32 protein-coding genes are annotated in these 25,598 nt (G+C 53.2%); 27 read left to right on the forward strand and 5 right to left on the reverse strand.

Annotated elements, in window-relative coordinates:
* The first annotated feature begins 67 nt into the window (after positions 1 to 67).
* The 4 genes from NUV48_04580 (at position 68) to NUV48_04595 (ending at position 1,668) form a co-directional block, all read left to right on the forward strand.
* The gene (locus NUV48_04580) at positions 68 to 700 is read left to right on the forward strand and encodes a hypothetical protein (protein MCR4441415.1); all 633 of its coding nucleotides are present in this window, start codon (positions 68 to 70) and stop codon (positions 698 to 700) included.
* A gap of 58 nt (positions 701 to 758) precedes the next feature.
* Entirely contained in the window at positions 759 to 1,010 is a 252-nt protein-coding gene (locus tag NUV48_04585) for a hypothetical protein (protein MCR4441416.1), read from the forward strand.
* 35 nt (positions 1,011 to 1,045) lie between these two features.
* The gene (locus NUV48_04590) at positions 1,046 to 1,192 is read left to right on the forward strand and encodes a hypothetical protein (protein MCR4441417.1); all 147 of its coding nucleotides are present in this window, start codon (positions 1,046 to 1,048) and stop codon (positions 1,190 to 1,192) included.
* A 119-nt stretch (positions 1,193 to 1,311) separates the two neighbouring features.
* On the forward strand, positions 1,312 to 1,668 hold the full coding sequence (locus NUV48_04595; protein MCR4441418.1) for a hypothetical protein: 357 nt from the start codon (positions 1,312 to 1,314) through the stop codon (positions 1,666 to 1,668).
* A 52-nt stretch (positions 1,669 to 1,720) separates the two neighbouring features.
* On the opposite strand, the gene NUV48_04600 is transcribed toward NUV48_04595, so the two are convergent.
* Positions 1,721 to 1,993, reverse strand: coding sequence for a zinc-ribbon domain containing protein (locus NUV48_04600; GenBank protein ID MCR4441419.1), 273 nt, complete (start codon positions 1,991 to 1,993; stop codon positions 1,721 to 1,723).
* 239 nt (positions 1,994 to 2,232) lie between these two features.
* Here NUV48_04600 and NUV48_04605 point away from each other — a divergent pair, with 239 nt between their 5' ends.
* The 17 genes from NUV48_04605 (at position 2,233) to NUV48_04685 (ending at position 17,110) form a co-directional block, all read left to right on the forward strand.
* Positions 2,233 to 2,637, forward strand: coding sequence for a putative ABC transporter permease (locus tag NUV48_04605; GenBank protein ID MCR4441420.1), 405 nt, complete (start codon positions 2,233 to 2,235; stop codon positions 2,635 to 2,637).
* 74 nt (positions 2,638 to 2,711) lie between these two features.
* Positions 2,712 to 3,356 (forward strand): tRNA (guanosine(46)-N7)-methyltransferase TrmB, encoded by a 645-nt coding sequence (trmB, locus tag NUV48_04610; GenBank protein ID MCR4441421.1) that lies wholly within the window; start codon positions 2,712 to 2,714, stop codon positions 3,354 to 3,356.
* Between the two features lie 46 nt (positions 3,357 to 3,402).
* Positions 3,403 to 4,794 carry an RsmB/NOP family class I SAM-dependent RNA methyltransferase gene (locus NUV48_04615; protein MCR4441422.1) on the forward strand — a complete coding sequence of 464 codons (1,392 nt, stop codon included), beginning with the start codon at positions 3,403 to 3,405 and terminating at the stop codon, positions 4,792 to 4,794.
* Positions 4,795 to 4,806: 12 nt separating this feature from the next.
* Positions 4,807 to 5,136 carry a LysR family transcriptional regulator gene (locus NUV48_04620; GenBank protein MCR4441423.1) on the forward strand — a complete coding sequence of 110 codons (330 nt, stop codon included), beginning with the start codon at positions 4,807 to 4,809 and terminating at the stop codon, positions 5,134 to 5,136.
* Between the two features lie 118 nt (positions 5,137 to 5,254).
* Positions 5,255 to 5,992, forward strand: coding sequence for a DUF364 domain-containing protein (locus NUV48_04625; GenBank protein ID MCR4441424.1), 738 nt, complete (start codon positions 5,255 to 5,257; stop codon positions 5,990 to 5,992).
* On the forward strand, positions 5,980 to 7,023 hold the full coding sequence (locus NUV48_04630; protein ID MCR4441425.1) for an ABC transporter substrate-binding protein: 1,044 nt from the start codon (positions 5,980 to 5,982) through the stop codon (positions 7,021 to 7,023). Before NUV48_04625 ends, NUV48_04630 begins: the two co-directional genes overlap by 13 nt.
* The gene (locus tag NUV48_04635; protein ID MCR4441426.1) at positions 7,023 to 7,787 is read left to right on the forward strand and encodes an ABC transporter permease; all 765 of its coding nucleotides are present in this window, start codon (positions 7,023 to 7,025) and stop codon (positions 7,785 to 7,787) included. Before NUV48_04630 ends, NUV48_04635 begins: the two co-directional genes overlap by 1 nt.
* 4 nt (positions 7,788 to 7,791) lie before the next feature.
* Positions 7,792 to 8,475: an ABC transporter ATP-binding protein gene (locus NUV48_04640; protein ID MCR4441427.1), complete on the forward strand. Its 684-nt coding sequence runs from the start codon at positions 7,792 to 7,794 to the stop codon at positions 8,473 to 8,475.
* On the forward strand, positions 8,472 to 9,230 hold the full coding sequence (gene yqeC, locus NUV48_04645; GenBank protein ID MCR4441428.1) for a selenium cofactor biosynthesis protein YqeC: 759 nt from the start codon (positions 8,472 to 8,474) through the stop codon (positions 9,228 to 9,230). The genes NUV48_04640 and yqeC overlap by 4 nt, the downstream gene beginning before the upstream one ends.
* Positions 9,223 to 9,831, forward strand: a complete 609-nt coding sequence (locus NUV48_04650) for a nucleotidyltransferase family protein (GenBank protein MCR4441429.1) — start codon at positions 9,223 to 9,225, stop codon at positions 9,829 to 9,831. The genes yqeC and NUV48_04650 overlap by 8 nt, the downstream gene beginning before the upstream one ends.
* Positions 9,828 to 10,649, forward strand: a complete 822-nt coding sequence (locus NUV48_04655; protein MCR4441430.1) for an XdhC family protein — start codon at positions 9,828 to 9,830, stop codon at positions 10,647 to 10,649. Before NUV48_04650 ends, NUV48_04655 begins: the two co-directional genes overlap by 4 nt.
* A 31-nt stretch (positions 10,650 to 10,680) precedes the next feature.
* On the forward strand, positions 10,681 to 11,487 hold the full coding sequence (yqeB, locus tag NUV48_04660) for a selenium-dependent molybdenum cofactor biosynthesis protein YqeB (GenBank protein ID MCR4441431.1): 807 nt from the start codon (positions 10,681 to 10,683) through the stop codon (positions 11,485 to 11,487).
* A gap of 5 nt (positions 11,488 to 11,492) precedes the next feature.
* On the forward strand, positions 11,493 to 12,512 hold the full coding sequence (locus tag NUV48_04665; protein ID MCR4441432.1) for a molybdopterin-binding protein: 1,020 nt from the start codon (positions 11,493 to 11,495) through the stop codon (positions 12,510 to 12,512).
* A gap of 140 nt (positions 12,513 to 12,652) precedes the next feature.
* Positions 12,653 to 14,482 carry a sigma 54-interacting transcriptional regulator gene (locus NUV48_04670; GenBank protein MCR4441433.1) on the forward strand — a complete coding sequence of 610 codons (1,830 nt, stop codon included), beginning with the start codon at positions 12,653 to 12,655 and terminating at the stop codon, positions 14,480 to 14,482.
* A gap of 172 nt (positions 14,483 to 14,654) precedes the next feature.
* A complete protein-coding gene (locus NUV48_04675) occupies positions 14,655 to 15,905 on the forward strand; it encodes an aminotransferase class I/II-fold pyridoxal phosphate-dependent enzyme (GenBank protein ID MCR4441434.1) in 1,251 nt (416 codons plus the stop codon).
* A gap of 42 nt (positions 15,906 to 15,947) precedes the next feature.
* Positions 15,948 to 16,295 (forward strand): cupin domain-containing protein, encoded by a 348-nt coding sequence (locus NUV48_04680; protein ID MCR4441435.1) that lies wholly within the window; start codon positions 15,948 to 15,950, stop codon positions 16,293 to 16,295.
* Positions 16,292 to 17,110 (forward strand): tRNA 2-thiocytidine biosynthesis TtcA family protein, encoded by an 819-nt coding sequence (locus NUV48_04685; protein MCR4441436.1) that lies wholly within the window; start codon positions 16,292 to 16,294, stop codon positions 17,108 to 17,110. Before NUV48_04680 ends, NUV48_04685 begins: the two co-directional genes overlap by 4 nt.
* A gap of 3 nt (positions 17,111 to 17,113) precedes the next feature.
* On the opposite strand, the gene NUV48_04690 is transcribed toward NUV48_04685, so the two are convergent.
* Complete coding sequence (locus NUV48_04690) at positions 17,114 to 18,157, reverse strand: hypothetical protein (protein ID MCR4441437.1); 1,044 nt, start codon at positions 18,155 to 18,157, stop codon at positions 17,114 to 17,116.
* A gap of 181 nt (positions 18,158 to 18,338) precedes the next feature.
* Here NUV48_04690 and NUV48_04695 point away from each other — a divergent pair, with 181 nt between their 5' ends.
* From NUV48_04695 to NUV48_04705, 3 genes are read left to right on the forward strand one after another with little or no spacing between them, the layout of a single operon-like run.
* Complete coding sequence (locus NUV48_04695; protein MCR4441438.1) at positions 18,339 to 18,713, forward strand: GntR family transcriptional regulator; 375 nt, start codon at positions 18,339 to 18,341, stop codon at positions 18,711 to 18,713.
* 2 nt (positions 18,714 to 18,715) lie between these two features.
* Positions 18,716 to 19,588, forward strand: coding sequence for an ABC transporter ATP-binding protein (locus NUV48_04700; GenBank protein MCR4441439.1), 873 nt, complete (start codon positions 18,716 to 18,718; stop codon positions 19,586 to 19,588).
* Positions 19,576 to 20,241, forward strand: a complete 666-nt coding sequence (locus NUV48_04705) for an ABC-2 transporter permease (GenBank protein ID MCR4441440.1) — start codon at positions 19,576 to 19,578, stop codon at positions 20,239 to 20,241. Before NUV48_04700 ends, NUV48_04705 begins: the two co-directional genes overlap by 13 nt.
* Positions 20,242 to 20,295: 54 nt before the next feature.
* Here the strand turns inward: NUV48_04705 and NUV48_04710 are convergent, their stop codons facing one another.
* Positions 20,296 to 20,919 carry a DUF1847 domain-containing protein gene (locus NUV48_04710; protein ID MCR4441441.1) on the reverse strand — a complete coding sequence of 208 codons (624 nt, stop codon included), beginning with the start codon at positions 20,917 to 20,919 and terminating at the stop codon, positions 20,296 to 20,298.
* Positions 20,920 to 21,250: 331 nt separating this feature from the next.
* Here NUV48_04710 and NUV48_04715 point away from each other — a divergent pair, with 331 nt between their 5' ends.
* From NUV48_04715 to NUV48_04725, 3 genes are read left to right on the forward strand one after another with little or no spacing between them, the layout of a single operon-like run.
* A complete protein-coding gene (locus tag NUV48_04715) occupies positions 21,251 to 22,096 on the forward strand; it encodes a fumarate hydratase (protein MCR4441442.1) in 846 nt (281 codons plus the stop codon).
* A 17-nt stretch (positions 22,097 to 22,113) separates the two neighbouring features.
* Positions 22,114 to 22,674, forward strand: coding sequence for a Fe-S-containing hydro-lyase (locus NUV48_04720; GenBank protein ID MCR4441443.1), 561 nt, complete (start codon positions 22,114 to 22,116; stop codon positions 22,672 to 22,674).
* Positions 22,675 to 22,688: 14 nt separating this feature from the next.
* Positions 22,689 to 23,918 (forward strand): NAD-dependent malic enzyme, encoded by a 1,230-nt coding sequence (locus tag NUV48_04725; protein MCR4441444.1) that lies wholly within the window; start codon positions 22,689 to 22,691, stop codon positions 23,916 to 23,918.
* 298 nt (positions 23,919 to 24,216) lie between these two features.
* Here the strand turns inward: NUV48_04725 and NUV48_04730 are convergent, their stop codons facing one another.
* Both NUV48_04730 and NUV48_04735 read right to left on the reverse strand, forming a co-directional pair.
* A complete protein-coding gene (locus NUV48_04730; GenBank protein ID MCR4441445.1) occupies positions 24,217 to 25,275 on the reverse strand; it encodes a hypothetical protein in 1,059 nt (352 codons plus the stop codon).
* Entirely contained in the window at positions 25,262 to 25,561 is a 300-nt protein-coding gene (locus NUV48_04735) for a hypothetical protein (protein MCR4441446.1), read from the reverse strand. Before NUV48_04735 ends, NUV48_04730 begins: the two co-directional genes overlap by 14 nt.
* Positions 25,562 to 25,598 lie beyond the last annotated feature (37 nt).

A 25,598-nucleotide genomic window follows, 5' to 3' on the forward strand; every position in this document is an offset into this window, starting at 1 on the left:
CTGCACTCTTTACGTGTTTTCGTCATATGATAAACAGGTGAGTAGCGGATAGAAAGAGGTGAACGGCGTGGCGAGCTTGCGGTTCAGTTTTGACGGGGAAAGGCGCCAGGTCAGCGGTCATAGTTTTGGGTGGAGGCGGCCTTCGCCGTTTCCTTGCCCGGGAAGCCATAGAGGGCGCGGCCTGTATCCGGTTATCTACCCCGTTTACGTAAAGCGGGAAGACCGGGTTGAAAGGGAAAACTGCTGCGAAGACACAAAAAAAGGAGCGGCAGCAAAGCAGGAAGTAAAAGAAGAACTGGATAAGGCGCTTCCTTCACCGGAAGGCGCCGTTTACAGCGAAAACGAAGCAAAAGAGATTAAAGAAGGCGGCCAGGAGGGAAAAAAAGACAGCGTCGTCAGCGCAAGTGAAAAACTCATTGCCTTCTTAGAAACCGCCGAAACCGGTCTGGTAGGTTTAAAAGCACAGGCCAGTTTATTCAGACACGCTTTTAATGAGATAATGTTCAAACTGGATAGTTTTGCCCAGCTGCTTGACATCATAAGGAGCAATGAGGAAAGAAAAACCGCTCCCCCGGAGGCCGCCCTTTCATTAAAAAAAGAGACAAAAGACACATTGGATGAAATACTTGAAATCTTGCAAACTCCCGCTTTTCAAGGCATCATGCGGCAGCTGGCGTTAAATTTCATCGTGAAAAAATAGTGGTTGAGGAACATCTAACGGCCGCAGTTCATAGAATGGTACGGGGGAGGTAAGGAAAATGACAAACCATGCGACTTACCCGGGATACAGGAGCATCAAGACGGCAAACCTCTTTGGCCCGCCAGCGCGGCTGGTAGTTGTTAAAGAAGGCGGCAAAACCATGGAGGATAATAAAGAAAACGTTGGGAAGGACATATTGAAAATATCTTACGGCAGGGCTTTTGGCATAGCCTTTATGATCCTGTTTGCTCTGCTGTTTTTCCCAGGGGTAGGGGTTTCAAGTTCCGCCGCAAGAAAGCAGCGGGAATAATAATAAGATTAAGCATAATAAAAGGAGGTATTCTGATGGTTCAGGAAAATGTTGAGGCTGCTCAATACGCGTATGGGTACGGGTTTGGTTTCGGAGGAGGGCTTATTTGGCTGATCTTTTTAATCATTATCTTCTGCGTTATTTTCAGCTGTTTCTGCAAGCCTTTCGGACCGGGCTATTAAAACGGGTAAAAAAAAGAGCACAGTGTCATGCTGTGCTTTCTTTTTTTGCCGCGCAGCCCGGTAACATATAGAAGTGCGGCTACATACAATAAGGTGCAATTATGCGAGGAGGTGGAGGTATGAACAGCGCTACTGGTTCAGAAAAAGGCGGACAAGAGGGCCGCTTGCTGGAGAACATCGCGGCCATGAGCGATCAGGTGGCCGGGTTGAAAGAAAGATGTTCCACCCTTTGTTCGCTGTTAGACGAAGGGACCCACAAAATAGACGCCGTTTTGAACATCATCAACAATCTTAAGGTTAAAGAGCGGGCAATACTGTCAGCCGGCGGGGATCAGGCCGTGGTTCAACAGATGTCGGAAGAGCAGATCGACAGCATTCTGGACATGTTGAAATCACCGGCCTTTCACAGCTTGCTCAGGCAGCTGCTGGTGAAATGGGCTTCCCCCGGCGGCTCCCCCGCTGCGCAGCAGGAATAGAACTCCGCAAGAATGAAAGCCCCGCTGGGGGCTTTCATATTCGTCTTTGCCGCTACTTGAGATTATTTAAGCAGTCACGACAGTAAACAGGTTTTATGCCGCTGGGCTTGAAAGGCACCTGGGTTTCCACGCCGCAGTTGGAACAGTTTACCGTGTACAGCTGGCGCTCACCGCGGCTATTCATCTGGCTCTTGCGCGCCCTGCGGCAGGGCAGGCAGCGCGCGGGCTCGTTTTGAAACCCTTTTTCGGCATAAAACTCCTGTTCCTGGACCGTAAAAACAAACTCCTTTCCACAGTCCTTACAGATAATAACCTTGTCTTCCATGCTTTCTCTTCCTCCTGAGCAGATTTGGATTCCTCTACCTCCTTGATAGACGGCCAAATCTAACCCCGGGAAAAAGAGGAGTTTGGGATGGTTTGCCTTCATGCAAGAAGCGGGAATCACAATATTTCATTTTCAGTATACATGGAGATAAAATATTTTGCAAATTTTTTATTTCTTCTTGAGAAAATAAATAAACGTTTGTATTTAATATTTCCCGGGAAAAAAGTTAAACTAAGTGTATGGTGACTCGATTTTTAATTTACGGCATATTGGGCTGGGCCATGGAGGTCATGTGGACAGGGTTGGGCGCCTTAATGCTGGGAAATCTGCTGCTGCCTGGTTTCACTTATCTCTGGATGTTTCCCATATACGGAGCGGCCGTGTTTCTAGAGCCGCTGCACGATAGAATAAGGATGTATCCCTGGTACATCAGGGGTATTTTTTGGGCGGGCGTAATCATTTGTTTTGAATACCTGACCGGCTGGCTGCTTTATTCCCTGCTGGGCAGCTGCCCGTGGGACTACAGCCGCTCGACGCCTTACCACGTCAACGGCTTGATTCGCCTGGACTACCTGCCGGTCTGGTTCGTTGTCGGCCTGCTGTTTGAAAAAATTCACCTCTTCATTGACCGGATCAATGTGTGAAACCTTGCGCGCGCTCCGAAAAAAATATACCATGTGAAATGGAAAACTCCTTTTTCTTTCGAGGTGACAGCAGCATGCGGCTGCGCAGGAAACGAGGGATTGAACAGCAAATTGAAAGAAAACGTCATTTGATCATGAGCGGGCTGCATGAATTGAGAGGCACGTGGGCCGAGGTGTTCGGGAATGAGCGCCCCCTGCACGTGGAGCTTGGAACCGGAAAAGGCGCCTTTCTGGCCGCGCTTGCCCGTGCCTGTCCCGCTATAAACTACGTGGGAGTGGAAAGAGTTCCGGAAATAATTTACCAGGCCGCCGTGAAAATAGAAGCGGGCGGAACCGGCAACGTGCGCCTGCTGCTGGCCGATGCGGAGAGCCTTCCTTTTTACTTTAACCCCGGCGAAATTGAAAGAATATACCTTAATTTTAGCGATCCCTGGCCTAAAAAGCGCCATGCCAAGAGGCGACTGACCAGTCCCCGTTTTTTGGATGTTTATATGAAGCTTTTAAAAAAAGGCGGGGAAATACATTTGAAGACCGACAACCGGGATTTTTTCGAGTATTCCCTGGAGACCCTGGCGGGTGCCGGCTTTTCGCTGCAAAAAATCACCTTTGACCTTCACGGGTCCCTTGCCGGTGGCAGTGTAATGACCGAGTACGAGCAAAAGTTTGTTAAACAGGGAAAACCCATCTGCCGATGTGAAGCGATCAGTCCTTTGTTTTGATGGAATGCCCAAAAATTCTGCATATGGAGCGAGGTGTATAATAAAAGTGAGGCTGCCGGAAGAATTTGCCGCCAGGATGGAAGGCTTTTTAAAAGCCGAGTGGAAAGAACTGCTGGCTGCCTGGGAAGGTCCTTCCCACCAGGGGCTGCGGGTCAACACGCTCAAGATTGGCGTGAAGGACTTTTTGTCCCGGGCGCCGTTTGCTCTTGAACCCGTTCCCTGGACCAAAGACGGCTTTTACGTCCTGGACGGCGAAAGGCCCGCCAGGCATCCTTATTACCAGGCCGGGCTCTATTACCTTCAGGAGCCCAGCGCCATGGCCCCGGCTGCCTGCCTGGGCGTGAAGCCGGGAGATAAGGTCCTGGACCTCTGCGCGGCTCCGGGCGGAAAGTCAACACAGCTTGTTTCCCTCCTGCGCGGCGAGGGACTGCTTTTGTCCAACGACAACAACCCGAAAAGGGTTAAGGCCCTCGTCTGGAATCTTGAACACTGGGGTGCTTCCAACACGGCGGTGACAAACGAGGAACCGGCGAGGCTGGCCGCTTATTTCCCCGAGTTTTTCGATAAAATCCTGGTTGATGCGCCCTGCTCCGGAGAGGGCATGTTCAGAAAAGACGGGCGTGCCGCCGGGAGCTGGTCTTCTTACGGCTTTTGGACCTGTGTTGCGGTCCAGAAGGAACTGCTGGCCGCGGCGGCTTTAATGCTGAAAAAGGGCGGGCGCATGCTCTATTCCACATGCACGTTTTCGCCTGAGGAAAACGAGGGCGTAGTGGAACATTTTTTACAGGCACACCCGCACTTTTCTTTACTCGACATCCACCAGGCGCACGACTGGGATCCGGGAAGACCGGAATGGCTTGCCGACGCCGGTTGGGATTGCCGGGAAGAATTCCGGGAAGAATTAAGAAAGACCAGGAGGTTGTGGCCGCACCGCGCCAGGGGCGAAGGGCATTTTATGGCCCTGCTGGAGAAAAGAGAAGAAGACTGCGGGCGGCAGATGCCGCCGCGTGCAGGGGCTGATGGGAGCCGCCCGGTAGAACCTTTTCGCGCTTTTATGGAGAAAAACCTGGTCCGCCCCATTGAGGGCGAATTCATTCAACAAGGGCACTATGTTTACCGGCGTCCTCCGGGGCTTATCCTGCCGGAAAGCTTAAAAATTCCTCGCCCGGGCTGGTTTATGGGCATAGTAAAGAACGGGAGGTTTGAGCCCTCCCAGGCGATGGCCATGGGGCTTCGCCGTGAACATGCGGCCAGAAGCGTTTCCTTCGAAATAAATGACCGCAGCGTTGAGCGCTACCTGAGAAGAGAAACGCTCCTGACAGGGGGACCAAAGGGCTGGACGCTTGTCTGCCTGGAGGAATTTCCCCTGGGTTGGGCCAAGCAAACCGGCGAACACCTGAAAAATTGCTACCCCCCAGGTTGGCGGCGGACTTGTTGAGGAGGTGCCTGGATGAAATTGTGTTATAAAATATGGCTTGACCAAAACGGGAAGGCTTTTGGCGCCGGGCCGTATGAAATATTTATGAAGATCGACCAGCACGGGTCTTTGCGCAAAGCGGCGGAAGAGCTCCACCTGTCTTACAGCAAGGCCTGGAGAATCGTCAACATGGTTGAGGAGAGGCTGGGGTTCAGATTTGTCGAGCGCGAGGCGGGCGGCAGCTGCGGGGGAGGGTCCCGGCTGACCGAAGAAGGCAGGAGATTTGTGCAAAGGTACGCCCTGTTTATGAGCGAGGCTGAAGAGTGCTTGAAGAGAGCATTTGAAAAACACTTTGCAGGTTGACAGTCGTTTTCAACTGTTATATTTTTATGCTGAGAGGTTTGCCCGCGGCAAGATTTTTTGTTTGGCCATCGTTATGTACGCGCGAGAATAACGACTGACAGGAGGAGAAGGGAAAGCGATGGAGAGCACAGGCTTATACCAGAGGCTGAAAACTTACCTGCAAGAAATCATATATTCTCACCACCTTGGGGATGAAGAAGTCCTCATCAGGGGAAAAGAGCTTTCAGCCGAGGAGGCGATTGGCAAACCCGGTCGCCAGGATTATCCCTTGATTAAAGGAAAGGAAAAAATGCTGCAGGCCGAATTCAGGGGAGCAACAGGGCAGGCCTTTACCGACAGCCCCGGCCCGTTTGCCGGGGCGCTGCCGGATTTTTTGAACATGCCCCTGGACACAAACTTTCAGCGGGCGGTCTTCACCGCGGCTTTGAATGCGGTGATGAGGCACCTGGGGATGATTGAAGGCACCGTGCACTGTAAGGACGAAGAACCGGCCAGGTGCGCCGGGCAACTGGTGGATCTTCTTCGCCGCGAGTACGGGAACCCGAGGGTTGCCCTGGCCGGCTTTCAGCCGGCTCTCCTGGAACACTGCAGCAAGGCCTTCCCCGTAAGGCTGGTCGACCTGGACAAAGACAACATCGGGCAGAAAAAATGCGGGATAATTGTCGAGGATGCCGAACTGAAAACAAAAGAACTGGTTGAGTGGTGCGACCTGCTTCTTGTAACGGGGAGCACAATAGCCAACGGCACGATAAGCGCCTTTTTACAGGTTGATAAGCCGGTCATCTTCTACGGCACGACTATTGCGGGCGCAGCGAAAATACTTGGCTTGAGGAGGTTCTGCCCATGCGCAAAATAAAAGTGGATGCGGGCAAGGCGATAAATAAAAGCCTCCTTGCCGGCCTGCTGGTTATGCTGTCTCTTTTTTTCCTTGTTTCCGGGTGCGGCAAGGACAAAAAGACGCAGGCGCCAGGGCTGGCGGTGGAGTATAATACCCACGCGGCATGCGCTTTCATTGCCCAGGAAAAAGGCTGGCTTCCCCGGCCGGAGCGGGGCAGGGGCTTGTTCAGCGTGTATGCCACAGGCGTGGCCCTCTCAGGGGCTTTGGCCCGGGGTGATGTGGATGCCGCCTTCATCTGCTTGATACCGGCTGTTACCGCTTATACCAACGGCGGCGTGCCGGTTAAAATAGTATGCGGGACCCACCAGTACGGCTACGGCCTGGTCTGCAACGCGTCCAGGATTAAAGAGGTCAGGGACCTGGAAGAAAGCGGGATAAAAATCGGCTGCGTCAGTGAGGGAGGGACCACCGACATCCTCCTGCACAAAATCATCGAAAAGCACGCCCTGGTAAAAGAAAAAGTCATGCGCAACGTTTTGCGGATGGACCCGCCCAGGCAGCTGCTGGCCCTGAAAGCGGGGGAAATTGACGCGGCCGTGGTTCCGGAACACTTCGCGACCCTGGCCGAAGAACTCGGATTCAAAATGCTGCTGAAAAGCCAGGACGTTTGGCCCGAAATGCCAGGCAGCGTCCTGCTGGCAACGGACAGGCTGGTGACTGAAAACCGGGCCGCGGTAAAGGAACTATACGCGGCCGTAACCCGAGCCACCGCTTACATCAACGAGAACCCCGCCGGTGCGGCGGAAATTGTGGCCCAAAAGCTCAATGACCTTCAAGGGCCGGCGGGATTGAGTAAAACGGCGGGCGCTGGCGGCGATTTCTATACCACCGCGGAGACCATGCGCCGTTCAATGGACCGCCTGACATACACCACCCGGCTGGAAAAAGAAAAAGTACAGGAAGTCATCGATTTCATGCATAAATTAGGATACATAAAAGAAGCGTTTCCGGCGGAGAAGATCATGCTCGAGGAAGGTTGGGCAGGTTAATGACTGTCAACAAAAAAAGTCTTCCGTTATCCAGAGTTGTTTACATCGTGCCGGCAGGCCTGCTGATCTTAGCCTGGGAGGCGCTGGCGTCCTGGAAGGGCAGCCCTTTGTTTCCGCCTTTTTCCGCGGTTGCCCGGCAGTTTTACACGCTCCTTGTAACCCAGGGGTCCCTGTGGACGCATATTACAGCCAGCCTGTTCAGGGTGACGGCCGGATTTGTGCTGGGGAGCGCGGCAGGTTTGCTGGCGGGCGTGCTCATAGGATGGAACAGGCTGGCCGCCGGTTCCCTGGGGCCCCTGGTCAGCATTTTTTATCCCATACCGGCCCTGGGATGGCTTCCCCTGCTCATGCTCTGGGTTGGTCTCAATGAAGCCCTGCCCGTCCTGATCGTCTTTATATGCTGTTTTTTCCCGGTGCTCTACAATACGGCATCGGGCATCAGGAACGTGGATGCCAGGCATATCAGGGCGGCGAGGACGCTGGGAGCCTCTGAACTGCAAATACTCCGCAGCGTGGTGCTGCCTTTGGCCCTTCCCAGCATTTTTACCGGTCTCAAACTCGAAGCGGGCATGGCCTGGCGCGTAATCATCGCGGCAGAGATGGTAGCCGTTCCCACGGGGATTGGCGTTTTAATGATGAAAGCGGAAAGCCTGATCCGCGTGGATACCATCATGGTCTGCCTGGCGGTTTTATCCCTGATGTGTTTTTCTTTTGAAAAAATGATCCGGTATTTTGAAAAGAGGTTTACCTGTTACTGGAGGTAAGGCCGTGACTTTTATCGAGCTCAAGGAAATAACCAATTCATACTGCCTTGACAGGGTTAATTTAAAAATACCGGACGGGGAATTGCTGGTGCTGATGGGACCGACGGGTTCCGGAAAAACCACCCTGTTAAATGTTATCGCCGGGCTGGAAGACTACCGGGGAACGGTCCTGTTTGACGGCCTGCCGGTGGATGGAACTGCGCCCGGCCGGAGAAATATCGGGTACCTTTTTCAGGATAACAACCTCTTTCCGCACATGGATGTGTATTCCAATATAGCCTTCGGTTTGAAGGTGCGGGGGACGGGCAGCGTGGAGATCGCGGAAAAAGTTGAAGAATTAATGGGCATGTTTAATCTTGCTGGCCTGCGTTCCCGTTTTCCCGGCAGCTTAAGCGGGGGTGAGAGGCAGCGGGTTGCCCTGGCCAGGGCTTTGGCCATTGCCCCGGATGTTTTGCTGCTTGATGAGCCAACCAACAGTTTGGATTACCGCACTTCCAAGCGCCTGAGGGCTGAATTCAGGATGTGGCAAAAAAGGCTGGGTATAACTACCGTCTACGTTACCCATGATTACTGCGAGGCGGTGGAAATGGCAGACAGGATGGCTGTTATGGAGCGTGGTAAAATCGTGCGAACCGGCCGGCCTGAAGAGTTTCGCTTTTTTTCTGAGGAAATGGAGGGTATGCCGTGAACCTGACTGAAGCCCTTGGGCTGGAAGAAAACAGCTTCCTGACGTGCGTGGGGGCCGGCGGGAAAACTTCTCTGTTAATGACCCTGGGAACCGAGTGGCAAAAAGAGGGGAGACCTTTTCTCCTTACGGCGACCACCAAAATGTTTTGCTGGCAGGTGCTCGACTTTTACCCGGTTTTTTGCCGGGACTATGAACGGGGCAGCCGGCAGGTCCGCAAGTTCATGTCAAAACACGGCTGCGCCGCCTGGTTTAGGGCCTGGCGGGAAACAAAGGTGGATGGGCTGCCCCCGGAGTGGATCGATGAGCTTATTCGCACGGGCTTTGCGGCTAATGTGCTGGTGGAAGGGGACGGGGCCAGGAAAAAGCTGCTGAAGGTCCCGGCGCCTCACGAGCCGGTGATCCCGTCCGCATCAAACCTGGTGGCCGGCGTTTTAAGCCTTAAAGCCGTCGGGGAAGAATTCTCTTCACGCTTTGTCCACAGGCTGGAGATTGCGGCGGAACTGCTGGGGAAAAAGCCTGGAGAGAGGATAGAAGCCGCTGACCTGGCGACACTGGCGGCACACCCACAGGGGATTTTTAAAGGGGCCGGCCAGAAAAAAGTGCTTGTGCTGGCAGGCAGGGACGGCGAAAACGGCAGCCAGGCCGAAATAATAGCCGAACAATTGAACAGCAGCCCGGCACATATAGCGGCGTGCGTCGTTACGGAAGGTTACGGGAAACTGATGAAGCCCGTGGAGGTATACTCTTATGAGTAACGGCCTGGGCGTTGTAGTGCTGGCTGCCGGGAAAGCCGCGCGCATGGGTGGACCCAAGCTTCTCCTGGAACTGGGAGACGACACGCTGCTCGGCCATGTCCTGAAAACCGCCGCCTGTTTTGACTGGAGCGGGCGGGTTGTCGTTACTGGCGAGCCGCGCGGGCCGCTGGAAGAAGTGTGCAAAAAATACGGTTTCCCTTTTGTCCATAATCCCGACCCCGGGGCGGGCCAGAGCAGCTCGCTGCGCCTCGGCCTCTCCCGCCTGCCCGCCGGCCTGGACGGCGTCCTTTTTCTCCTGGGAGACCAGCCCCTGGTGGGTGTCGACCTGGTGGAGGCGATGATCAGGGAGTTCGGCAGGTCCGGGAAAGAAGAAGGGATCGTTGTTCCCTTTCACGGCGGGGAGGCCCGCAGTCCCGTCCTGTTCGCTTCGCGCTGGCGGGAGGCCTTGTCCCGGCTGGAAGGGGACCGGGGCGGCCGCCAGCTGATTAAAGAGAATCCCCGGGCGGTGATTTCTTTGCCTTGGAATGATTCCCGCCCTTTTTTGGATATCGACCGGTGGGAAGACTATGAAAAAGTCCTGAGGGAGTGGTTGAAAACATGATTATTTACGAGAAAATCCTGGAACTGCTTTCAGGAGGCGAAACGTTCGCCCTGGCCCAGGTCGTCACCCGGGAAGGCTCGGCTCCCCGGGGAGCGGGGGCGAAAATGCTGATAAAAAAAGACGGTTCCATATTTGGCACGGTAGGAGGGGGGGACCTGGAGGCGATGGTGGTCAACGAGGCCCTGGACAGCCTGGACAAGCAAGAGAACAAGTTCAGGGAATACAACCTTGATCAAACCGCAAGCGGCAATCTGAACATGCAGTGCGGCGGCCGGGTAGGCGTTTTTATCGAGGTCGTTTCCCCGCCTCCCCACCTGGTGATTGCCGGGGCCGGGCACGTGGGGATGGCCCTGGCCAGGATGGCCTCGGAACTGCAGTGGCGGATCGAAATAGCGGACGACAGGGCGGAGCTGCTTGAACCGGCCTTGCTCCCGCCCGGGGCGAAAGGAGTTTGGGGGAAAACGTACGTGGAGGCCGTCCGGAAAACGGCAATCTCCGGCAGCAGCCTGGTGGTCATTGTGACCCGCAATGCGGATGCGGAAGTCCTGGAAGAGGTGATCCGGCGGCCGGCCCGCTACCTGGGCATGATCGGGAGCAGGCGCAAGATCGGGTTAATCAGGAAAAAGTTGGAGGAAAAAGGTGTGTCGGAGGAACTGCTTAACCGCGTGCACGCCCCGATTGGTCTTGACATCGGGGCGGAAACGCCGGCCGAAGTGGCTGTCAGCATCCTGGCGGAACTGGTGGCGGTGGTAAGAGGCGGCAATCCGGAAAAAGCGGGAAGCCTCAGCAAGAAGGATGGCAGCCCTGGCGGCGATTGAATGAAAACAGGAAGGCAAGGGGATGACTTTAATGAAAAGCAGCGGGCTCGTGGTGGTGAGGGGCGGCGGGGACATCGCCACGGGGATAATCCACCGCCTTTACCGGTCCGGTTTTAAGGTCGCTGCGTTGGAGACGGCGCAACCGACCGTCATCAGGCGGACTGTGGCCGTTGCGCAGTGCGTATTCTGCGGGGAGACAGAGGTTGAAGGGCTGAAGGCCAGGCTGGCCGCTTCACCGGAGGAGGCTCTCGAGATGGCGGGAAAGGGGCTGGTCCCGGTGCTGGTCGACCCGGAGGCCAGGTTCCTGGAAGCACTGCGGCCGGCGGTGGTGGTGGACGCGATTTTAGCCAAAAAGAATATGGGGACGTCTCTTGATATGGCCCCAATCGTTGTCGGGGTGGGGCCGGGATTTACGGCGCGCCGGGACGTGCACGCCGTTGTTGAAACGCAGAGGGGCCATTACCTGGGGAAAGTCTATTACGAGGGGAGCGCCATTCCTGACACGGGGATACCCGGTAAGATTGAAGGCGTGGATAAAGAAAGGGTTGTGCGTTCTCCCGCCGATGGCCTGTTTTTCCCGGCGAGGGAAATCGGCGAGCGGGTGAAACGCGGTGAAACGCTGGGCAGCGTGAACGGGGTGGAAGTCAAGTCACCGCTTGAGGGAATCCTGCGGGGCCTCATCAACAAGGGGGTTGAGGTTAAAAAAGGCATGAAAATAGGAGATGTCGACCCGCGCCAGGTACGGGAACACTGTTTTTCCATCTCCGACAAGGCCAGGGCGGTGGGCGGCGGGGTGTTGGAAGCGATATTACATTTCAGCAGGGAGGACGCAAAGTGAACGGAATGCGCAAGGTCAGGATTGAAGAAGCGGTGGGGATGGTCCTGGCCCATGACGTTACCAGGATAGTGCCGGGGGAATTCAAGGGCCCGGCTTTCAGAAAAGGGCATGTCATCCGGGCTGAAGACATCGGCGCTTTTTTGGACCTGGGCAAGGAGCATGTCTATGCCTGGGAGGCCAGGCCAGGGTGGCTCCATGAGGACGAGGCGGCCGCGGCCATCGCCAGGGCGGTTGCCGGGGAAGGGCTGCGCTTTACGGAACCAAAGGAAGGGAAAATAACCTTTTTGGCCGGCTGTGCGGGATTAATAAAGGTTGACGTGGAGAGGCTGGAACTCATCAACACAATCGACCAGGTTGTCCTGTCCACCCTGCACAACAACAGGCCGGCAAAGGAGGGCGAAAAAGTTGCCGCAACCCGCGTGGTCCCGCTGGTGATCGAAGAAGGAAGGGTCAGGGAAGTCGAGAGAATTGCCAAAAGCGGGCCAATCATTTTCCTCAAGCCCCTGAAGCCCGCCAGGGTCGGGATCGTGACCACGGGGAACGAGGTATACAAGGGGAGGATCAAAGACGGCTTCGGGCCGGCCTTGCAGAAAAAAATGCTCCATTACGGCTGCGAAATAACCGGCCAGGAAATCGTTCCGGACGAGCCGGCCTTGATTAAACAGGCAATCATGGGGATGAGAAACAGAGGGGCCGAAATAATCCTGGTAACAGGCGGGATGTCGGTTGACCCCGACGACGTCACGCCCTTGAGCATCAGGGAACTGGGAGCGGAACTGGTCACTTACGGCTCGCCGGTTTTGCCCGGAGCCATGTTTCTCCTGTCTTACTGGAACGGGATACCGGTCCTGGGTCTGCCGGGATGCGTCATGTACGCCAGCCAGACCGTCTTTGACCTGGTCTTCCCCCGCCTCCTGGCCGGAGAGAAGCTCAGCAAGCGCGACATCGCCCGCCTGGGACACGGCGGCCTTTGCCTGGACTGCGAGGATTGCCGCTATCCCGCCTGCAGTTTTGGCAAGGCTTAAAATGGGCAATCAAAAAACGAGAGCCCGCCGGCCGGAAAAAATTTTTCCGGTTTCCCGGCAAGGCCGCAGGATGTGACGGAAACACACCGAACATTATTAATAAAAGCGGGGGGCAGCCCCTTAAACGGTGGTACCAGGTCATGGCTGAACTAAGAGAATATAACGAAATGTCGCAAAAAATAGCAGAGGCGATCGAGGCCGTGCTCAAACTTGATGTAACAATCATGGATCAAGAAATGCGGCGCATTGCCGGCACGAAGTTCTACAGCAGCCGCCTGCACGAAAAGATAGAAAAGAACACCATTTTTGATTACTGTTTTAAAAACGGGAAACCTTATGTCATCGAGCAGCCCCGCGCCAATGAGATTTGTTTTGCCTGCCCGCGACTGGCGACTTGCGCTGAAAAGGCCGAAATCTGCGTGCCGATAAAGTATAAAAGCGCGGTCATCGGCGTAATTGCTATCGTCGCTTCCACGGAAGAACAAAGAACAAAGGTGGTAGCGAACAAGGAAACATACCTGGAGTTTTTGCAAAAAATGGCATCGTTTCTGGAAGCAAAGTATGCCGAAATTCAAATCACGAAAGAGAATACACTGCTGAACCAGCGCCTTTCCAATATCGTCAATACCCTTGATGAAGGGCTTGTGGTTTTCAAAAAAAACGGGGAAGTTCTATACCATAACGAAGCCATGAAGGACCTGGCCCGGGAGGCGGGCGCCGCTGACGGCGGGATTTTCTTAAAAGACCTCTGGCAGTGCCTCAACAGCAAAAAAATGTTGAAGCCGGAAACGGAAATTGGGCCTAATGAAATAATCCTGGAGTACAATAATGAACGTATTGTCCTGCTGGCCAACGTCATTTTAAGCGGGGACGAATACTTGCCGGAAATAATTGTTACCTTGCAGAACCTGAGAAAAATTCAAAAGAGAGTTATTCAGTCGGCGGAGAAAAACCAGGTCAAGGTTCAGTTTTCCGACATTATAGGCATCTCGCCGAAACTGGCTGAAGTAAAGCAAATTGCCGCCAAAGCCGCCGCTTCCGATTCCGATGTCTTGATTTGCGGCGAGAGCGGCACGGGCAAAGAATTATTCGCCAGGGCCATTCACAACCAGAGCTCGAGGAGAGACTATCCTTTTGTACCTATTAACTGTGGGGCCATACCCGATGAACTGCTGGAAAGCGAGCTGTTCGGCTACGAAAAAGGGGCTTTTACCGGCGCTTATACCACGAAATACGGAAAATTTGAGGTGGCCGATAACGGGACAGTCTTTCTTGATGAAATAAGCGAAATGCCCTTTGGCCTGCAGGTTAAACTCCTGCGCGTCCTGCAGGAAAGGGAAGTGTGCCGGGTGGGAAGCAACAGCATCAGGAAAGTAAACCTGAGGATAATTGCCGCCACCAACACCGATTTGCTTGAACGCATCAGCAAGGGCTTGTTCCGCGAGGATCTCTATTACCGGTTGAACATCATCCCGCTTAATATACCGCCTTTAAGGGAAAGGAAAGAAGATATTCTTTATATTGCCGAGCATTTACTTGGGAATTTTAATAAAAAACTGAATAAAAACATAACCGGCATATCCCGGGAGGCCATGAAAATATTTCTTGAATATCCCTGGCCGGGAAACGTGCGAGAACTGCAAAACGTTCTCGAGTATGCCGTCAACTTTGAAACAGGCACAATCATAAGCAGGGAATGCGTTGAAAACAGGATATACTGCTCCCTGGAGAGAGACGAGGTTTCCCCGCCTTCGGCCAGGGAACGGGGAATAACGCTGGAGGCTTATTTGGAGAAAGCGGAAAAGAAATTCTGGCAAAACATCATGGCGCATTACCGGCACGACAGGAGGGGTATTGAAAGAATCTGCCGCGACCTCAAAATCAGCAGGGCTACTTTTTACAGGAAGATAAAAAGGCTTAAAATCAGTCTCAAAGATGAGAATGTCTCAGAAATGAGACAATATAAATAAAACATGGCCATGACGGGCGCCGGCGCCCGCAGCGCCGTCTCAAAACTGATACAACACCTGCCGTATAAAAAGCGTGCCCGCCCGGCAAAACCGGCTTCCTCCTTCGGGCATGATATTTGCATAAATTATAGAGATGAGGAAAACCAATAATTTATGCAAGGGGGTAGGTTTTATGAGCGGTTTTTCCATGGCGGCGTCCCATGCGGCGGGGAAAGGCGAAGTAGACGCCGTTTTCGGCGTCCTCCGGCTGGCCAACGAAGCCCTGGCCAGGCACGGCAAGGAAAAGGTGATTAACGCTTCGGTTGGCTCGATCTTTGACGATGAGGAAAAATTTGCCGCGCTTCCCGCCGTAGACGATTATTTGCGCAAGATGCCGGCGGAGGAGTTGATGAATTATGCGCCAATCGCCGGGCTGCCCGGTTTCCTGGAGGCGGCCGTAGAGCAGGCTTTCCAGGGCAAAAAACCAAAAAACACCTTCATCAGGGCAGTGGCCACGCCCGGCGGCACCGGAGCGGTCCGCAACGTTTTTTACAATTACTCCGAGCAGGGGCAAAAAATCCTGGTTCCAGACTGGTTCTGGGGTCCATACCGGACAATTATCCATGAACACCTGCGGGTAATGGAAAATTATCCAATGTTTGACGAGAACAACAATTTCCACATATCCGCTGTAAAAAACAAGTCCCTGGAACTCCTGCAGTCCCAGGACAGCCTGGTGGTGGTCTTCAACACGCCGGGGCACAATCCTACCGGCTACAGCATGAAACACGAGGAATGGACGGAGCTGCTGGACTTTTACAAGAACTGTGCCGAAAACAGGAAGAAAAAAATAACAATCCTGGTTGACCTGGCCTACATTGATTTTGTCGGGAGCGCTGAAACAACAAGGGATTTTATGATCCTGTTTGAGGGACTGCCGGAGAACATTCTCATAACCATGGCCTACAGCATGTCCAAGTCCTTCCTCCTGTACGGAATGCGTTCCGGGGCTGTTATCGGCGTCAGTTCCTCGGAGGAAGTTGCCGAAGAGTTTTTCAGGATAAACTCTTTTTCCAACAGGGGGGTATGGTCCAACGGCACGAGGGGAGCCCAGCGGCTGCTGGCCGAAGTCGGCAAAAACCCGGAACTGAAGGCCAGGTGTGATGAAGAAAGACGGGTTTACACGGAAATGCTCTTAAAGCGCGCCGCCTTGTTCCTTAAGGAGGCCAAAGAGGTAGGCCTTAAGACGCTGCCGTATCACGGGGGGTTCTTTATCACCGTGCCGGCGCAGGACCCGCAAGCGGCAACAGAAAAGCTTGCCCAGGACAATATCTTTGCAGTCCCGTTGAAAAAAGGCATCCGTTTCGCCATTTGTTCGATTGCTCTCTCCAAGATACCGGGGCTGGCGGCGAAAACAAAAGAAGCCCTTTCCTCAAAATACTAGGCTGCCAGCATTGAATATCAATTGATTAAGGGAGGCTGGTTTATGATTGCCGGACATGCCAGGGATGTAGAAGGAAAACTGTATAACTCCAACGGAGCGAAGAACGCCTTGAAAAAGTCGCTGATTGGCCCCAAAGAAGGCTGGAAAGACTATGTAATGCGCCTGTTCGAGGTGGAGGCGGGCGGTTACTCGCCGAACCACAGCCACCCCTGGCCGCACATCGCTTACGTCACTAAGGGCAAGGGGATTGTAAACATGGCGGGAACAGACCATGAGGTTGAGGAGGGCTCTTTTGCCTATGTTCCTCCGGGTGTGAAACACCAGTTTGTCAACACGGGCAGCGACAAATTCTGCTGGATATGCATCGTTCCGCCCGAGGGCGACGCATGACCTGCAGTGAAAACCGCCCAACAAGCGCGCGCTTGTCTCTGCCCAGAAACATCATCAGGAAAATCCAGCGGGCCGTGGTGGAATTCGACCTGCTGGAAAGCGGCGACAGGGTTTTGCTGGGCCTTTCCGGGGGCAAGGACAGCACGTTCCTGCTTTACGCGCTGTCAGTACTGGCCAGACACCTGCCTTTTCAGGTGGAACTGGGCGGTCTCACCGTTGACCTCGGCTTCAAAAAAGCGGAAGAGACGGACTTTGGTCCCCTGGAGACGGCCTGTGAAACGCTGCAGGTGCCGCACAGGACAATCAGGGCTGAACTGGGGAAGGAGATCCTGGAGAATCCCGTCCAGAATCCCTGCGCGCGCTGCTCATACCTGAGGCGGGCCATTATCCATAATTACGCGCGGGAAAACGGCTTCAACAAGGTGGCCTTCGCCCACCACCTGGATGACGCCGTGGAGACTTTCCTGATGAGCCAGCTTTACTCAGGTCAGGTTTACACTTTTTTGCCGAAGACTTTTCTGGACAGGACGGGCGTGACGGTGATCAGGCCCCTGGTTTACCTGCGGGAAAGCGAAATCGGGAGGGAGGCGGCAAGGCTGGGCATCGCGCCGGTGGCCAGCCCCTGCCCGCTGGACGGGTCCACCAGGCGCGCGGAGGTCAAAGAATTGATCAGGAACATGAAAAAAGACAACCCCCACGTTTTTTACCACCTGGCGGCGGCCATGCGCGAGGGCAGGGAGATCCAGCTGTGGCCCCGCGAACTGACCAAGGAAGAAATCAGGGCGAAAAGCCGCAGGTTTTGGTACGGTCAATAAAAATCATACCGTCAGATCGACATGCTGCACAGTGCCGGCTGTTCCGTCCTCTTTCAGGAAAAGGCCGGTTTTTTGTATTTCGCCCAGCGGCTGGTTGCCCAAGTCACGCAAGGCAAAAGGGGTCGCCGTGCTGCCCAGGTAGACGGCTCCGATCCCAACCTCTCCCAAGGCCAGCAAATAGTCGCGGCCTTCGCTGTCTTTCGTCCAGATGCGCAGGCAGCGGAAAACGGGATCGCTTTCGTCGATCCAGTTGTTTTTATCGTAGTCGTAGGCGGCCAGTTCCCGGAAGCCGTCCCCGCTTCTCGGGCCGAACAGCTCCCTCCCGTTGTTGATTATCCCGTCGCCGTTCAGGTCAAGGGCAAGAAAACCGCTGCCCTTTTGCAGGAAGGAGACTTGTTCCTCCCGGCCGTCCGCGTCCAGGTCAAAGGAAAACTTGGCCTCCGTCAACCCGGCCAGGCCGCCGCCGAAATTCACCGCCAGCGGGTCGATCCTGGCGGCATCGCCGGCCCTGATCCGGATTTCGTTTCTCTCAATGAATTCCCGGCTCATGTTAAGTTCCAGGCCGATCTTGATTTCCCGGCCGTCGCTGGTCCTGATAACCCCCTCCGCGGAGAAAGTCGTTGTCTCTTTTTCATAAACCTGGCGAGAATAATCATAAGCCAGGCCCCAACCCTGCCTGGCGTTGCCCGGCTGTGCGGCCGGGCTTGCTTCAGCCTCCGGCGGTTTTTTTAATTTTATCGCCGGCACCTTGATCTTGACTTTTTTACCGGTGAGCGTTTCGATAAAGATTTCGATCAGCCTTATTTTGAGCTTGTCCTCATCGCTTATGCTTATTTCCTCATATTCGTCCTCACTGCAGACGGGAGACGGTTTATTGGTCTTGTCAACGACCAGCAGGCTCTTTTTGCCTTCGGGTGACAGGTCGAGAATATCGCTTGCCTCCCGGATTTGATCGCCGGTCCAGAAGGCAAGGCTTTCTTTTTCTTCCTCCTTTGCCAGCAGTTGATGAGATGCAGCCATGCTGATTTGAAAACCTTCGATTTTCATCAAAAATCACCCCGGCCATTAGTTTGTTTATTCCCTATAATGTTTTAATCGATAAAAACGCACGATTATTTAGCGGTTTTTTATGCGGCAAATACTATTGACAGGGATGCCGGAAGTGTATATACTGTATATATGCAGTATATACAATAATAACAGGGACACGAAAGGGAGGGATGCAGCCCTGGACATTATCATATCCAACGCTTCGCCGGAGCCGATATACGAACAGATTGTGAGACAGGTGAAAAACCAGATCATTACCGGTGAACTTGAAGACGGCGAACCCCTCCCCTCGATCAGGAACCTGGCGCGTCAGCTCCAGATCAGCGTGATCACGACCAAGCGGGCTTACGAAGAACTGGAAAGAGAAGGGTTGATCGTAACGGTGGGTGGAAAAGGCTCGTTTGTGGCGGGACAAAATAAGGAATACCTCAGGGAAAAGCGGCTTTGCCTGATGGAGGAGAAGCTGGCCGGGATAGTCCAGGAGGCCAGGACGCTCAAAGTCAGCCGCCGGGAGCTTGAACAACTGCTTGATGTCATTTACGGGGAGGAATGAAAGTGGAAAACATCCTGGAAGTAAAGGGACTGCGGAAAAAATACCCGGGTTTTACCCTGAACAACGTCGGGTTTGCTCTCAAAAAGGGCTATATTATGGGTTTCATCGGCCCGAACGGGGCGGGCAAGACGACCACCATCAAACTCATCATGAACCTCATTAACAGGGAGGGCGGGGAAATAAAGGTTTTCGGCCTCGACAACATCCGCCATGAACAGCAGATTAAGCAGAGACTGGGCTTTGTCTACGACGAAAATTATTACTACGAGGAGCTGACCCCGCTGGAAATAAAGAGAATCATCGCGCCTTTTTACCGGTCGTGGGACGACGACGCCTTCAGCCGGTATCTGCGGGAGTTCGAACTGCCGCCTCGCAAGGCGCTGAAAACTTTTTCCCGGGGGATGAAGATGAAGATGGCCATTGCCCTGGCCTTGTCGCACCGGGCCGAACTGCTGATCATGGATGAGCCGGCTTCCGGCCTGGATCCGGTATTTCGCAGCGAGTTTCTCGACATCCTCCAGGAATTCATAACCGATGAAAACAAGGGTATTCTTTTCTCCAGCCACCTGACTTCAGACCTGGACAAAATTGCGGACTATGTCTGCCTGATTGACGAAGGCGAGATCGTGCTGGATTGTTCCAGGATTGAACTGCAGGAGCAGTACGCCGTGGTAAAAGGGGAGAAAAAATACCTGGACGAGGAAATGAAAAAACGGCTGATCGGCTTGCGCCTTGGCGATTTTGGCTTTTCCGGCCTGACCAGGGAGGCCGTAGAAATACGGCGCGCTTGTAAAGACTCGGTGCTCATTGAGCGCCCGACACTGGAAGAAATAATGCTCTACATGGTAAGGAGGGAAAAAAGGTGTCCAGCCTGATTTTAAAAGACATCCTGCTGCAGAAAAAAGCGGTGCTGTTTACCATCGGCTACAGCCTGTTTATCTTGATCGCTTTCCAGAATCCCGTCTTTTCCGAGGCCGCCTATATAATGGGCGCCGTGGCAAGCGGTTATATGTTCATCCTCGGTGCCTGCGCCTACGACGAGAAAAACAAGAGCGACATCGTCCTGAACAGCCTGCCGGTTAAACGCGCCGCCATCGTCAGGGCTAAATACGCTGGCGTTCTTGTCTTTACAGCGATTGCCCTGCTGATTATCGGGCTTATGGGAGCGGTGATGAAAGGGATAGGGCTGCCTGTGCCTCAACGTTACATCGGGTGGCCGGACATGGCGGGCGCTTTCGCCAGTTTGGGACTGCTCGCTTCCCTTTATTATCCTTTCGCCTTCCGGTTCGGTTATATCAAGTCGCGGATGTTCAACCTTGTGCTGTTTATGCTGGTCTTTTTTTCACCGGCGGTTTTAAGCGAATACTTAAAAAAGCAATACAGCAGAGAAAACCTGGAGCAGGCCGTGGTAAGGCTAGTCGCCCTGCCCGACTGGCTGGTGGGGCTGGGGCTTGTCCTGGCCGTGCTGGCGCTGCTGCAGGTTTCCCTTTTACTGTCGATTCGCTTCTATAAACAGCGGGAATTTTGAACAAAAAGCTGTTGAGCTGTCAGGAAGGGCAAGCGTAGGGATATAAATGACATTTTACGGGTACACCTTTTTTTTATAATAGCTTTCGGAGCAGTAAAGCGCACCGGCGGGGTTGTGGGCCAGCACGCGGTCTTTGGCCACCAGCACGGTCACGGGCGCGTGGGAGTACCGGAAAAAGAGGCTGTCATGGCCGACGCACAGCCCAACCGCTATGTTGAATTCGGTTTTTGCCTCGTTGAGGAGCATTGCCTGCGCAATCGGATTGCACATGCTTTCATACTGCCCTGGATAAACTTTTTCTTCTTCTTTCAGGTCCAGGACGTCTTCTTTGGCGATGCCGCCGCACTTGCACAGGACGGAGGAAACGGAAAACCCGTGGGCGCGCAAGATTTTTGAAAGCAGTCCCGCTTCGTTTTTCATTCCCCGGCAAAAAGCGATGCCGATTTTTTGGTAAGACAGTTCTTTACAGAAATGGATTGTTTCTTCAACGCGGGTCCACTTGGCATACCCGCGGCCTTCGGTAATTGCAGACTGGCGCGCGAATCTCAAGATTTCGCCTTTGTATTCACAAAGGCTTGTCTCTATGATCCGGGGATGATTCATTGGACAGTTTTTGGGCAGGTTGTCCTTGCCCGGGCCGCTGCAGGCCAATACCTGGCATTCGGCGCATGTAAACATGGGTTGTCTTCTCCTTTTTGTTTAAATTTAAATAAAAATAAATTGTTATAAATAGATATTATCATAAAAAATAACAGAAATTAATGTTCAAGAGAAAATAATAAAGCCTATCCTGCACAGCGAATGAATCGTGTTATAATAAAGGCTGGCGGCACACAGTTTTCCGTATGAGTTCCCAAGCATATCTTTTTGCGGAAAGGGATTTTGTCTATGTATACCGGGACATGGGTGCTGCAGGTTTAAATGAAGAAAGGAGGTTGGGTCACGGATTAAGGATGAGTGTTATTTAAACGGTGGAAAACATGAGCTATTATGATTGGAGGGTAAGAATTTGAGGGAAGTCAGCTGTGAAAAAATCAAAGAAACCGTCAAAGAGCTTTATCTCCGGACCAACTATTACATTGGCCAGGACATCCTGGCCGCCCTGAGGGAGGGACTGGAGAAAGAGGAATCGGAAACAGGGAAAGCAGTGCTGGAGCAAATCCTCAAAAACCACGAGATCGCCAGCGGCGAAAGGATTGCCATCTGCCAGGACACGGGGCTGGCCGTGCTCTTCGTCAAAATCGGGCAGGAGGTGAGGATTGTCGGCGGGGACTTCAACGATGCCGTCAACCAGGGGGTAAGAGAGGCCTATATCGAAGGGTATCTCCGGAAGTCGGCCGTCGACGATCCCGTCATCGACCGCAAAAACACCAAAGACAACACGCCGGCCATCGTCCATCTGGAACTGATTCCCGGCGATAGAATCCATTTTCATGTGACTGCCAAGGGTTTCGGCAGCGAAAACATGAGCCGGATGAAGATGCTGACCCCGGCGGAAGGGGAAAAAGGTGTCAAGGATTTCATCGTGGAAACGGTCAGGATAGCGGGGCCAAATCCATGCCCGCCCGTGATCGTGGGCGTCGGCGTGGGCGGAACAATTGAAAAAGCGGCGCTCCTGGCCAAGAAGGCCACCCTGCGCAAGATCGGCGAGCGCAACGCCGACCCCCGCTACGCGAAAATGGAAGAAGAAGCGCTGGAAGAGATCAACAAACTGGGAATAGGCCCGGCCGGCCTGGGGGGCAGGGTTACGGCCCTGGCGGTGAACATTGATTGCTTCCCGACCCACATCGCCGGCCTGCCGGTCGTGGTGAACGTCTGCTGCCACGCGGCCAGGCACGCCGAAGCGGAAATATGAGGGAGGAGGGTAAGAAAATGAGCGACAATGTCAAAAGAATCACCACCCCGTTAACCGACGAGACGGTAGCCGGCCTCAAGGCAGGAGACAACGTCCTGATCAGTGGGGCGGTGTATGCGGCCAGGGATGCGGCTCATAAAAGGTTCATCGCCCTGATCAACGAGGGCCGGGAACTGCCGGTCGACCTGAAGGGGCAGATCATATATTACGTGGGCCCGGCACCGGCCAAACCTGGTCAGGCCAGCGGCGCAGCCGGCCCGACTACCAGTTCGCGCATGGACAGCCTGACCCCGCCCCTGCTGGACAGGGGATTGAAAGGGATGATCGGCAAGGGGCTCCGTTCCCAGGCGGTCATAGATTCCATGAAAAAGAACAAGGCCGTGTATTTTGCGGCCACCGGCGGGGCGGCCGCCTTGATTGCCAGGAGCATCAAACAGGTGGAAATGGTCGCCTATGAAGACCTGGGCGCCGAAGCCGTACAGAAGATGGTGGTGGAAGATTTCCCGGCCATCGTGGTGATCGACAGCGAGGGCAACAACCTGTACCTGACCGGTCCGGAAAAATACAGACAGAATTGAGGGGGTTGCAAAAAATGGATTACAGCAAGGAAGCCTTGAGACTGCACAAGGAATTGAAAGGAAAACTGGAAGTGATCAGCAAGGTGCCGGTGTCCAACAAGGATGATCTCTCCATCGCTTATACGCCGGGAGTGGCCGAGCCCTGCAAGGTCATCGCCAGGGACAGGGCCGCGGTGTACGATTACACCATCAAGTCCAATTACATCGCCGTGGTATCCGACGGCACCGCCGTGCTGGGGCTGGGAGACATCGGCCCGGAAGCGGCCATGCCCGTGATGGAAGGGAAATGCGTGCTGTTCAAGGAATTCGGCGGCGTAGACGCTGTTCCTCTTTGCCTGGATACCAAAGACGTGGACGAGATCGTGGAGACGGTGATCAGGCTGGCTCCCTCCTTCGGCGGGTTCAACCTGGAAGACATCAGCGGGCCGCGCTGTTTCGAGATCGAGCGGCGCCTCAAGGCGGCCCTGGACATCCCCGTATTCCACGATGACCAGCACGGCACGGCGGTGGTGGTGCTGGGCGGCCTGATCAACGCCCTGAAAATTGTTAATAAAGACATCTCCGAGGTGGAAATAGTGATCAGCGGTGCAGGAGCGGCCGGGATCAGCACGGCCAGGCTGCTGAACACGTTCGGGGCCAAGAACGTGGTGCTTTGCGATACCAAAGGCGCCATTTATGAGGGGCGACCTGAGGGGATGAACAGCGAAAAGGCGCTGCTGGCCAAAGAGACCAACAGGAACAGGGAAAAGGGAGACCTGAAAGACATTATCCGGGGCAAGGACGTGTTCATCGGCGTATCGCAGGCTGGCCTGGTCACGAAAGAGATGGTGCAATCCATGAACAAGGACGCCATCATTTTTGCCATGGCCAACCCGGTGCCGGAGATCTTCCCGGACGAAGCCAAGGCTGGCGGCGCGCGCATTGTGGGGACCGGCCGGTCCGACTTCGCCAACCAGGTCAACAATGTCCTGGCTTTCCCCGGTATCTTTCGCGGAGCCCTGGACGTGATGGCCAAAGACATTAACGAGGAGATGAAGATCGCGGCCGCCAGGGCCCTGGCTGAAATCATCACGCTGGAGGAACTCAACGAGGATTACGTCATCCCCAGGGCCTTCGACCTGCGGGTGGGACCGCGAGTGGCCGCGGCCGTGGCTGAAGCGGCGGTGAAATCGGGAGTGGCCCGGCGCGTGCTCACTTACGAGGAGGAACTGGAGAACGCCTCCAGGATCATGAAACAGGCGTAGCAAGGCATGAACGCCGGGCGCGAAAAGGATAAAACGAAGGGGTCGCCTCATAATTGATTTATGAAGCGGCCCCCTGTTGTTAGCGGTACGCCCGGCAAGGGCGCGGGCCCGCGGGCGTTGTTGATTATTATGAGAAGGGTCAGCGCAAATAATACAATCTTGTTTTTAGGCATATGATGAAATCCTTTCAATAAAGTTGCTAAAGATATAACAACCAATTATTATTATCATAAGAAATTTACCGCTTCTCTGGAATTCATAGAAGGAATATATTGCTTAAAACCCGAAAACTCCATAATTAGTAAATTTCCTTAATTATTGCCAGGGTTTGTGGTTTTGGCAGGGTGTCATAGACACAGACTATGGTATCTCCATACGCGCTGACAAATTCAAAATAAATACGGTTATTGTTAACCTGTTCAGTTAAGCAAGTTGTTACGTCTATAGTGGAGTAGTATTTATAAAGATGATGCTTTTCTTTGCTTTGGGAGTAAATAATGTCTCCATTAAAAATGTCAAATAAAAAAATTTTTTCTGCGATAAGCTTCTTCTTGTTAGGCATATCGATATCCTTAATAAAATAAAGGCTTTTTTTCATGTCTCCTTCTTGCCAGGCCAAGACTTTTCCGTCTGATACGGGCCGCGACGGTTTATTGTCGAGATAAACCTTCCTTTCGTATTTGGTATTCACATCAATGATTCTGACAGCCCAGTTTTGGTTCAATTTTTCTACGCAGGCCACCGAATTGTTTTTAATTTTGATAATATCATAGGGGTTTTCAACATAGTTGACATCCGTTATTTCTTCAATGCCTGTTTCGGGCTTATATAGGTATATTTGATGATTTACTGAGCCGTTTTTATCTTTATATCCTTCAAGCCATACAAGTAAATCGCCTTCGTTTGAAAGCCTGGGGATAAGAGTAGCTCCTTCTTTTATACCGGATTTTCTAATAACCTCGATATTTCCATCGTAGAGGTTGTACGATTTGATTTGCCAGGTCTCAGGAATACCTTCAACCCAATATACTCTTGAGGGCCCGATTTTTGGATCTTCAATTGCTATATTTTTGTTTTCACCAACACTATATATTTTTTTTTCAATTCTATTTGTTAGGTCCAATAAAAAAATATTTCGACTTTCGGTATTTGTTATATCATAAGTGGAGTAAACAACTTTGTTATTATATATGCCGGGCCAGGTTAAAAATTGTGTTGTACTTGTCTCGAAAAAGTCAATGGCAATAGCTGGCGGATGATTTGGCAATGGAGTGATTGATGTGTTTGAACAAGAGACAGTAGTCATCATAAGAATAGACAGTACAAATATCAAAGCTTTTTTCTTAAATATACACATAATGATTGAATCCTTTCGATTCTCTCCCCCAATTTGCTATTGTTTGCAGCCCGGTGGCTGGCCCGCACCAATAACTTGTTTCTTGACTTCGATAGGGAACATTTGTTGAATAGTAAATAGTGTCAATGTTTATGGTAGTACCTCGTATTGTTCTTGCCTTTCGCTCCTCATTGAAATTTTTTAGCAGCTTTAATTTCTCTATGGTTCTCTTTGCGTTTTCCTCAGCATTGGCGTCCGGTTCGACATTGCGCTCTCCATATATCTCGTATTGTTTTAATGCATCCATTTCATTTTCTCCAGCCGTTGTCGGCAGGCAGGGTGTT

The organism is Peptococcaceae bacterium (assembly GCA_024655825.1).
Classification (GTDB): domain Bacteria; phylum Bacillota; class Peptococcia; order DRI-13; family PHAD01; genus JANLFJ01.

Excerpts from the sequence above, each read along its gene's own strand:
- NUV48_04620 (MCR4441423.1), top strand. The coding sequence starts at position 4,807 with ATGAAATTGTGTTATAAAATATGGCTTGACCAAAACGGGAAGGCTTTT.
- NUV48_04680 (MCR4441435.1), top strand. The coding sequence starts at position 15,948 with ATGATTGCCGGACATGCCAGGGATGTAGAAGGAAAACTGTATAACTCC.
- NUV48_04720 (MCR4441443.1), top strand. The coding sequence starts at position 22,114 with ATGAGCGACAATGTCAAAAGAATCACCACCCCGTTAACCGACGAGACG.
- NUV48_04725 (MCR4441444.1), top strand. The coding sequence starts at position 22,689 with ATGGATTACAGCAAGGAAGCCTTGAGACTGCACAAGGAATTGAAAGGA.
- trmB (MCR4441421.1), top strand. The coding sequence starts at position 2,712 with ATGCGGCTGCGCAGGAAACGAGGGATTGAACAGCAAATTGAAAGAAAA.
- NUV48_04590 (MCR4441417.1), top strand. The coding sequence starts at position 1,046 with ATGGTTCAGGAAAATGTTGAGGCTGCTCAATACGCGTATGGGTACGGG.
- NUV48_04685 (MCR4441436.1), top strand. The coding sequence starts at position 16,292 with ATGACCTGCAGTGAAAACCGCCCAACAAGCGCGCGCTTGTCTCTGCCC.
- NUV48_04710 (MCR4441441.1), bottom strand. The coding sequence starts at position 20,919 with ATGTTTACATGCGCCGAATGCCAGGTATTGGCCTGCAGCGGCCCGGGC.
- NUV48_04635 (MCR4441426.1), top strand. The coding sequence starts at position 7,023 with ATGACTGTCAACAAAAAAAGTCTTCCGTTATCCAGAGTTGTTTACATC.
- NUV48_04655 (MCR4441430.1), top strand. The coding sequence starts at position 9,828 with ATGATTATTTACGAGAAAATCCTGGAACTGCTTTCAGGAGGCGAAACG.
- NUV48_04670 (MCR4441433.1), top strand. The coding sequence starts at position 12,653 with ATGGCTGAACTAAGAGAATATAACGAAATGTCGCAAAAAATAGCAGAG.
- NUV48_04630 (MCR4441425.1), top strand. The coding sequence starts at position 5,980 with ATGCGCAAAATAAAAGTGGATGCGGGCAAGGCGATAAATAAAAGCCTC.
- NUV48_04600 (MCR4441419.1), bottom strand. The coding sequence starts at position 1,993 with ATGGAAGACAAGGTTATTATCTGTAAGGACTGTGGAAAGGAGTTTGTT.
- NUV48_04665 (MCR4441432.1), top strand. The coding sequence starts at position 11,493 with ATGCGCAAGGTCAGGATTGAAGAAGCGGTGGGGATGGTCCTGGCCCAT.
- NUV48_04595 (MCR4441418.1), top strand. The coding sequence starts at position 1,312 with ATGAACAGCGCTACTGGTTCAGAAAAAGGCGGACAAGAGGGCCGCTTG.
- NUV48_04675 (MCR4441434.1), top strand. The coding sequence starts at position 14,655 with ATGAGCGGTTTTTCCATGGCGGCGTCCCATGCGGCGGGGAAAGGCGAA.
- NUV48_04690 (MCR4441437.1), bottom strand. The coding sequence starts at position 18,157 with ATGAAAATCGAAGGTTTTCAAATCAGCATGGCTGCATCTCATCAACTG.
- NUV48_04735 (MCR4441446.1), bottom strand. The coding sequence starts at position 25,561 with ATGGATGCATTAAAACAATACGAGATATATGGAGAGCGCAATGTCGAA.
- yqeB (MCR4441431.1), top strand. The coding sequence starts at position 10,681 with ATGAAAAGCAGCGGGCTCGTGGTGGTGAGGGGCGGCGGGGACATCGCC.
- NUV48_04730 (MCR4441445.1), bottom strand. The coding sequence starts at position 25,275 with ATGTGTATATTTAAGAAAAAAGCTTTGATATTTGTACTGTCTATTCTT.
- NUV48_04605 (MCR4441420.1), top strand. The coding sequence starts at position 2,233 with ATGGTGACTCGATTTTTAATTTACGGCATATTGGGCTGGGCCATGGAG.
- NUV48_04625 (MCR4441424.1), top strand. The coding sequence starts at position 5,255 with ATGGAGAGCACAGGCTTATACCAGAGGCTGAAAACTTACCTGCAAGAA.
- NUV48_04650 (MCR4441429.1), top strand. The coding sequence starts at position 9,223 with ATGAGTAACGGCCTGGGCGTTGTAGTGCTGGCTGCCGGGAAAGCCGCG.
- NUV48_04585 (MCR4441416.1), top strand. The coding sequence starts at position 759 with ATGACAAACCATGCGACTTACCCGGGATACAGGAGCATCAAGACGGCA.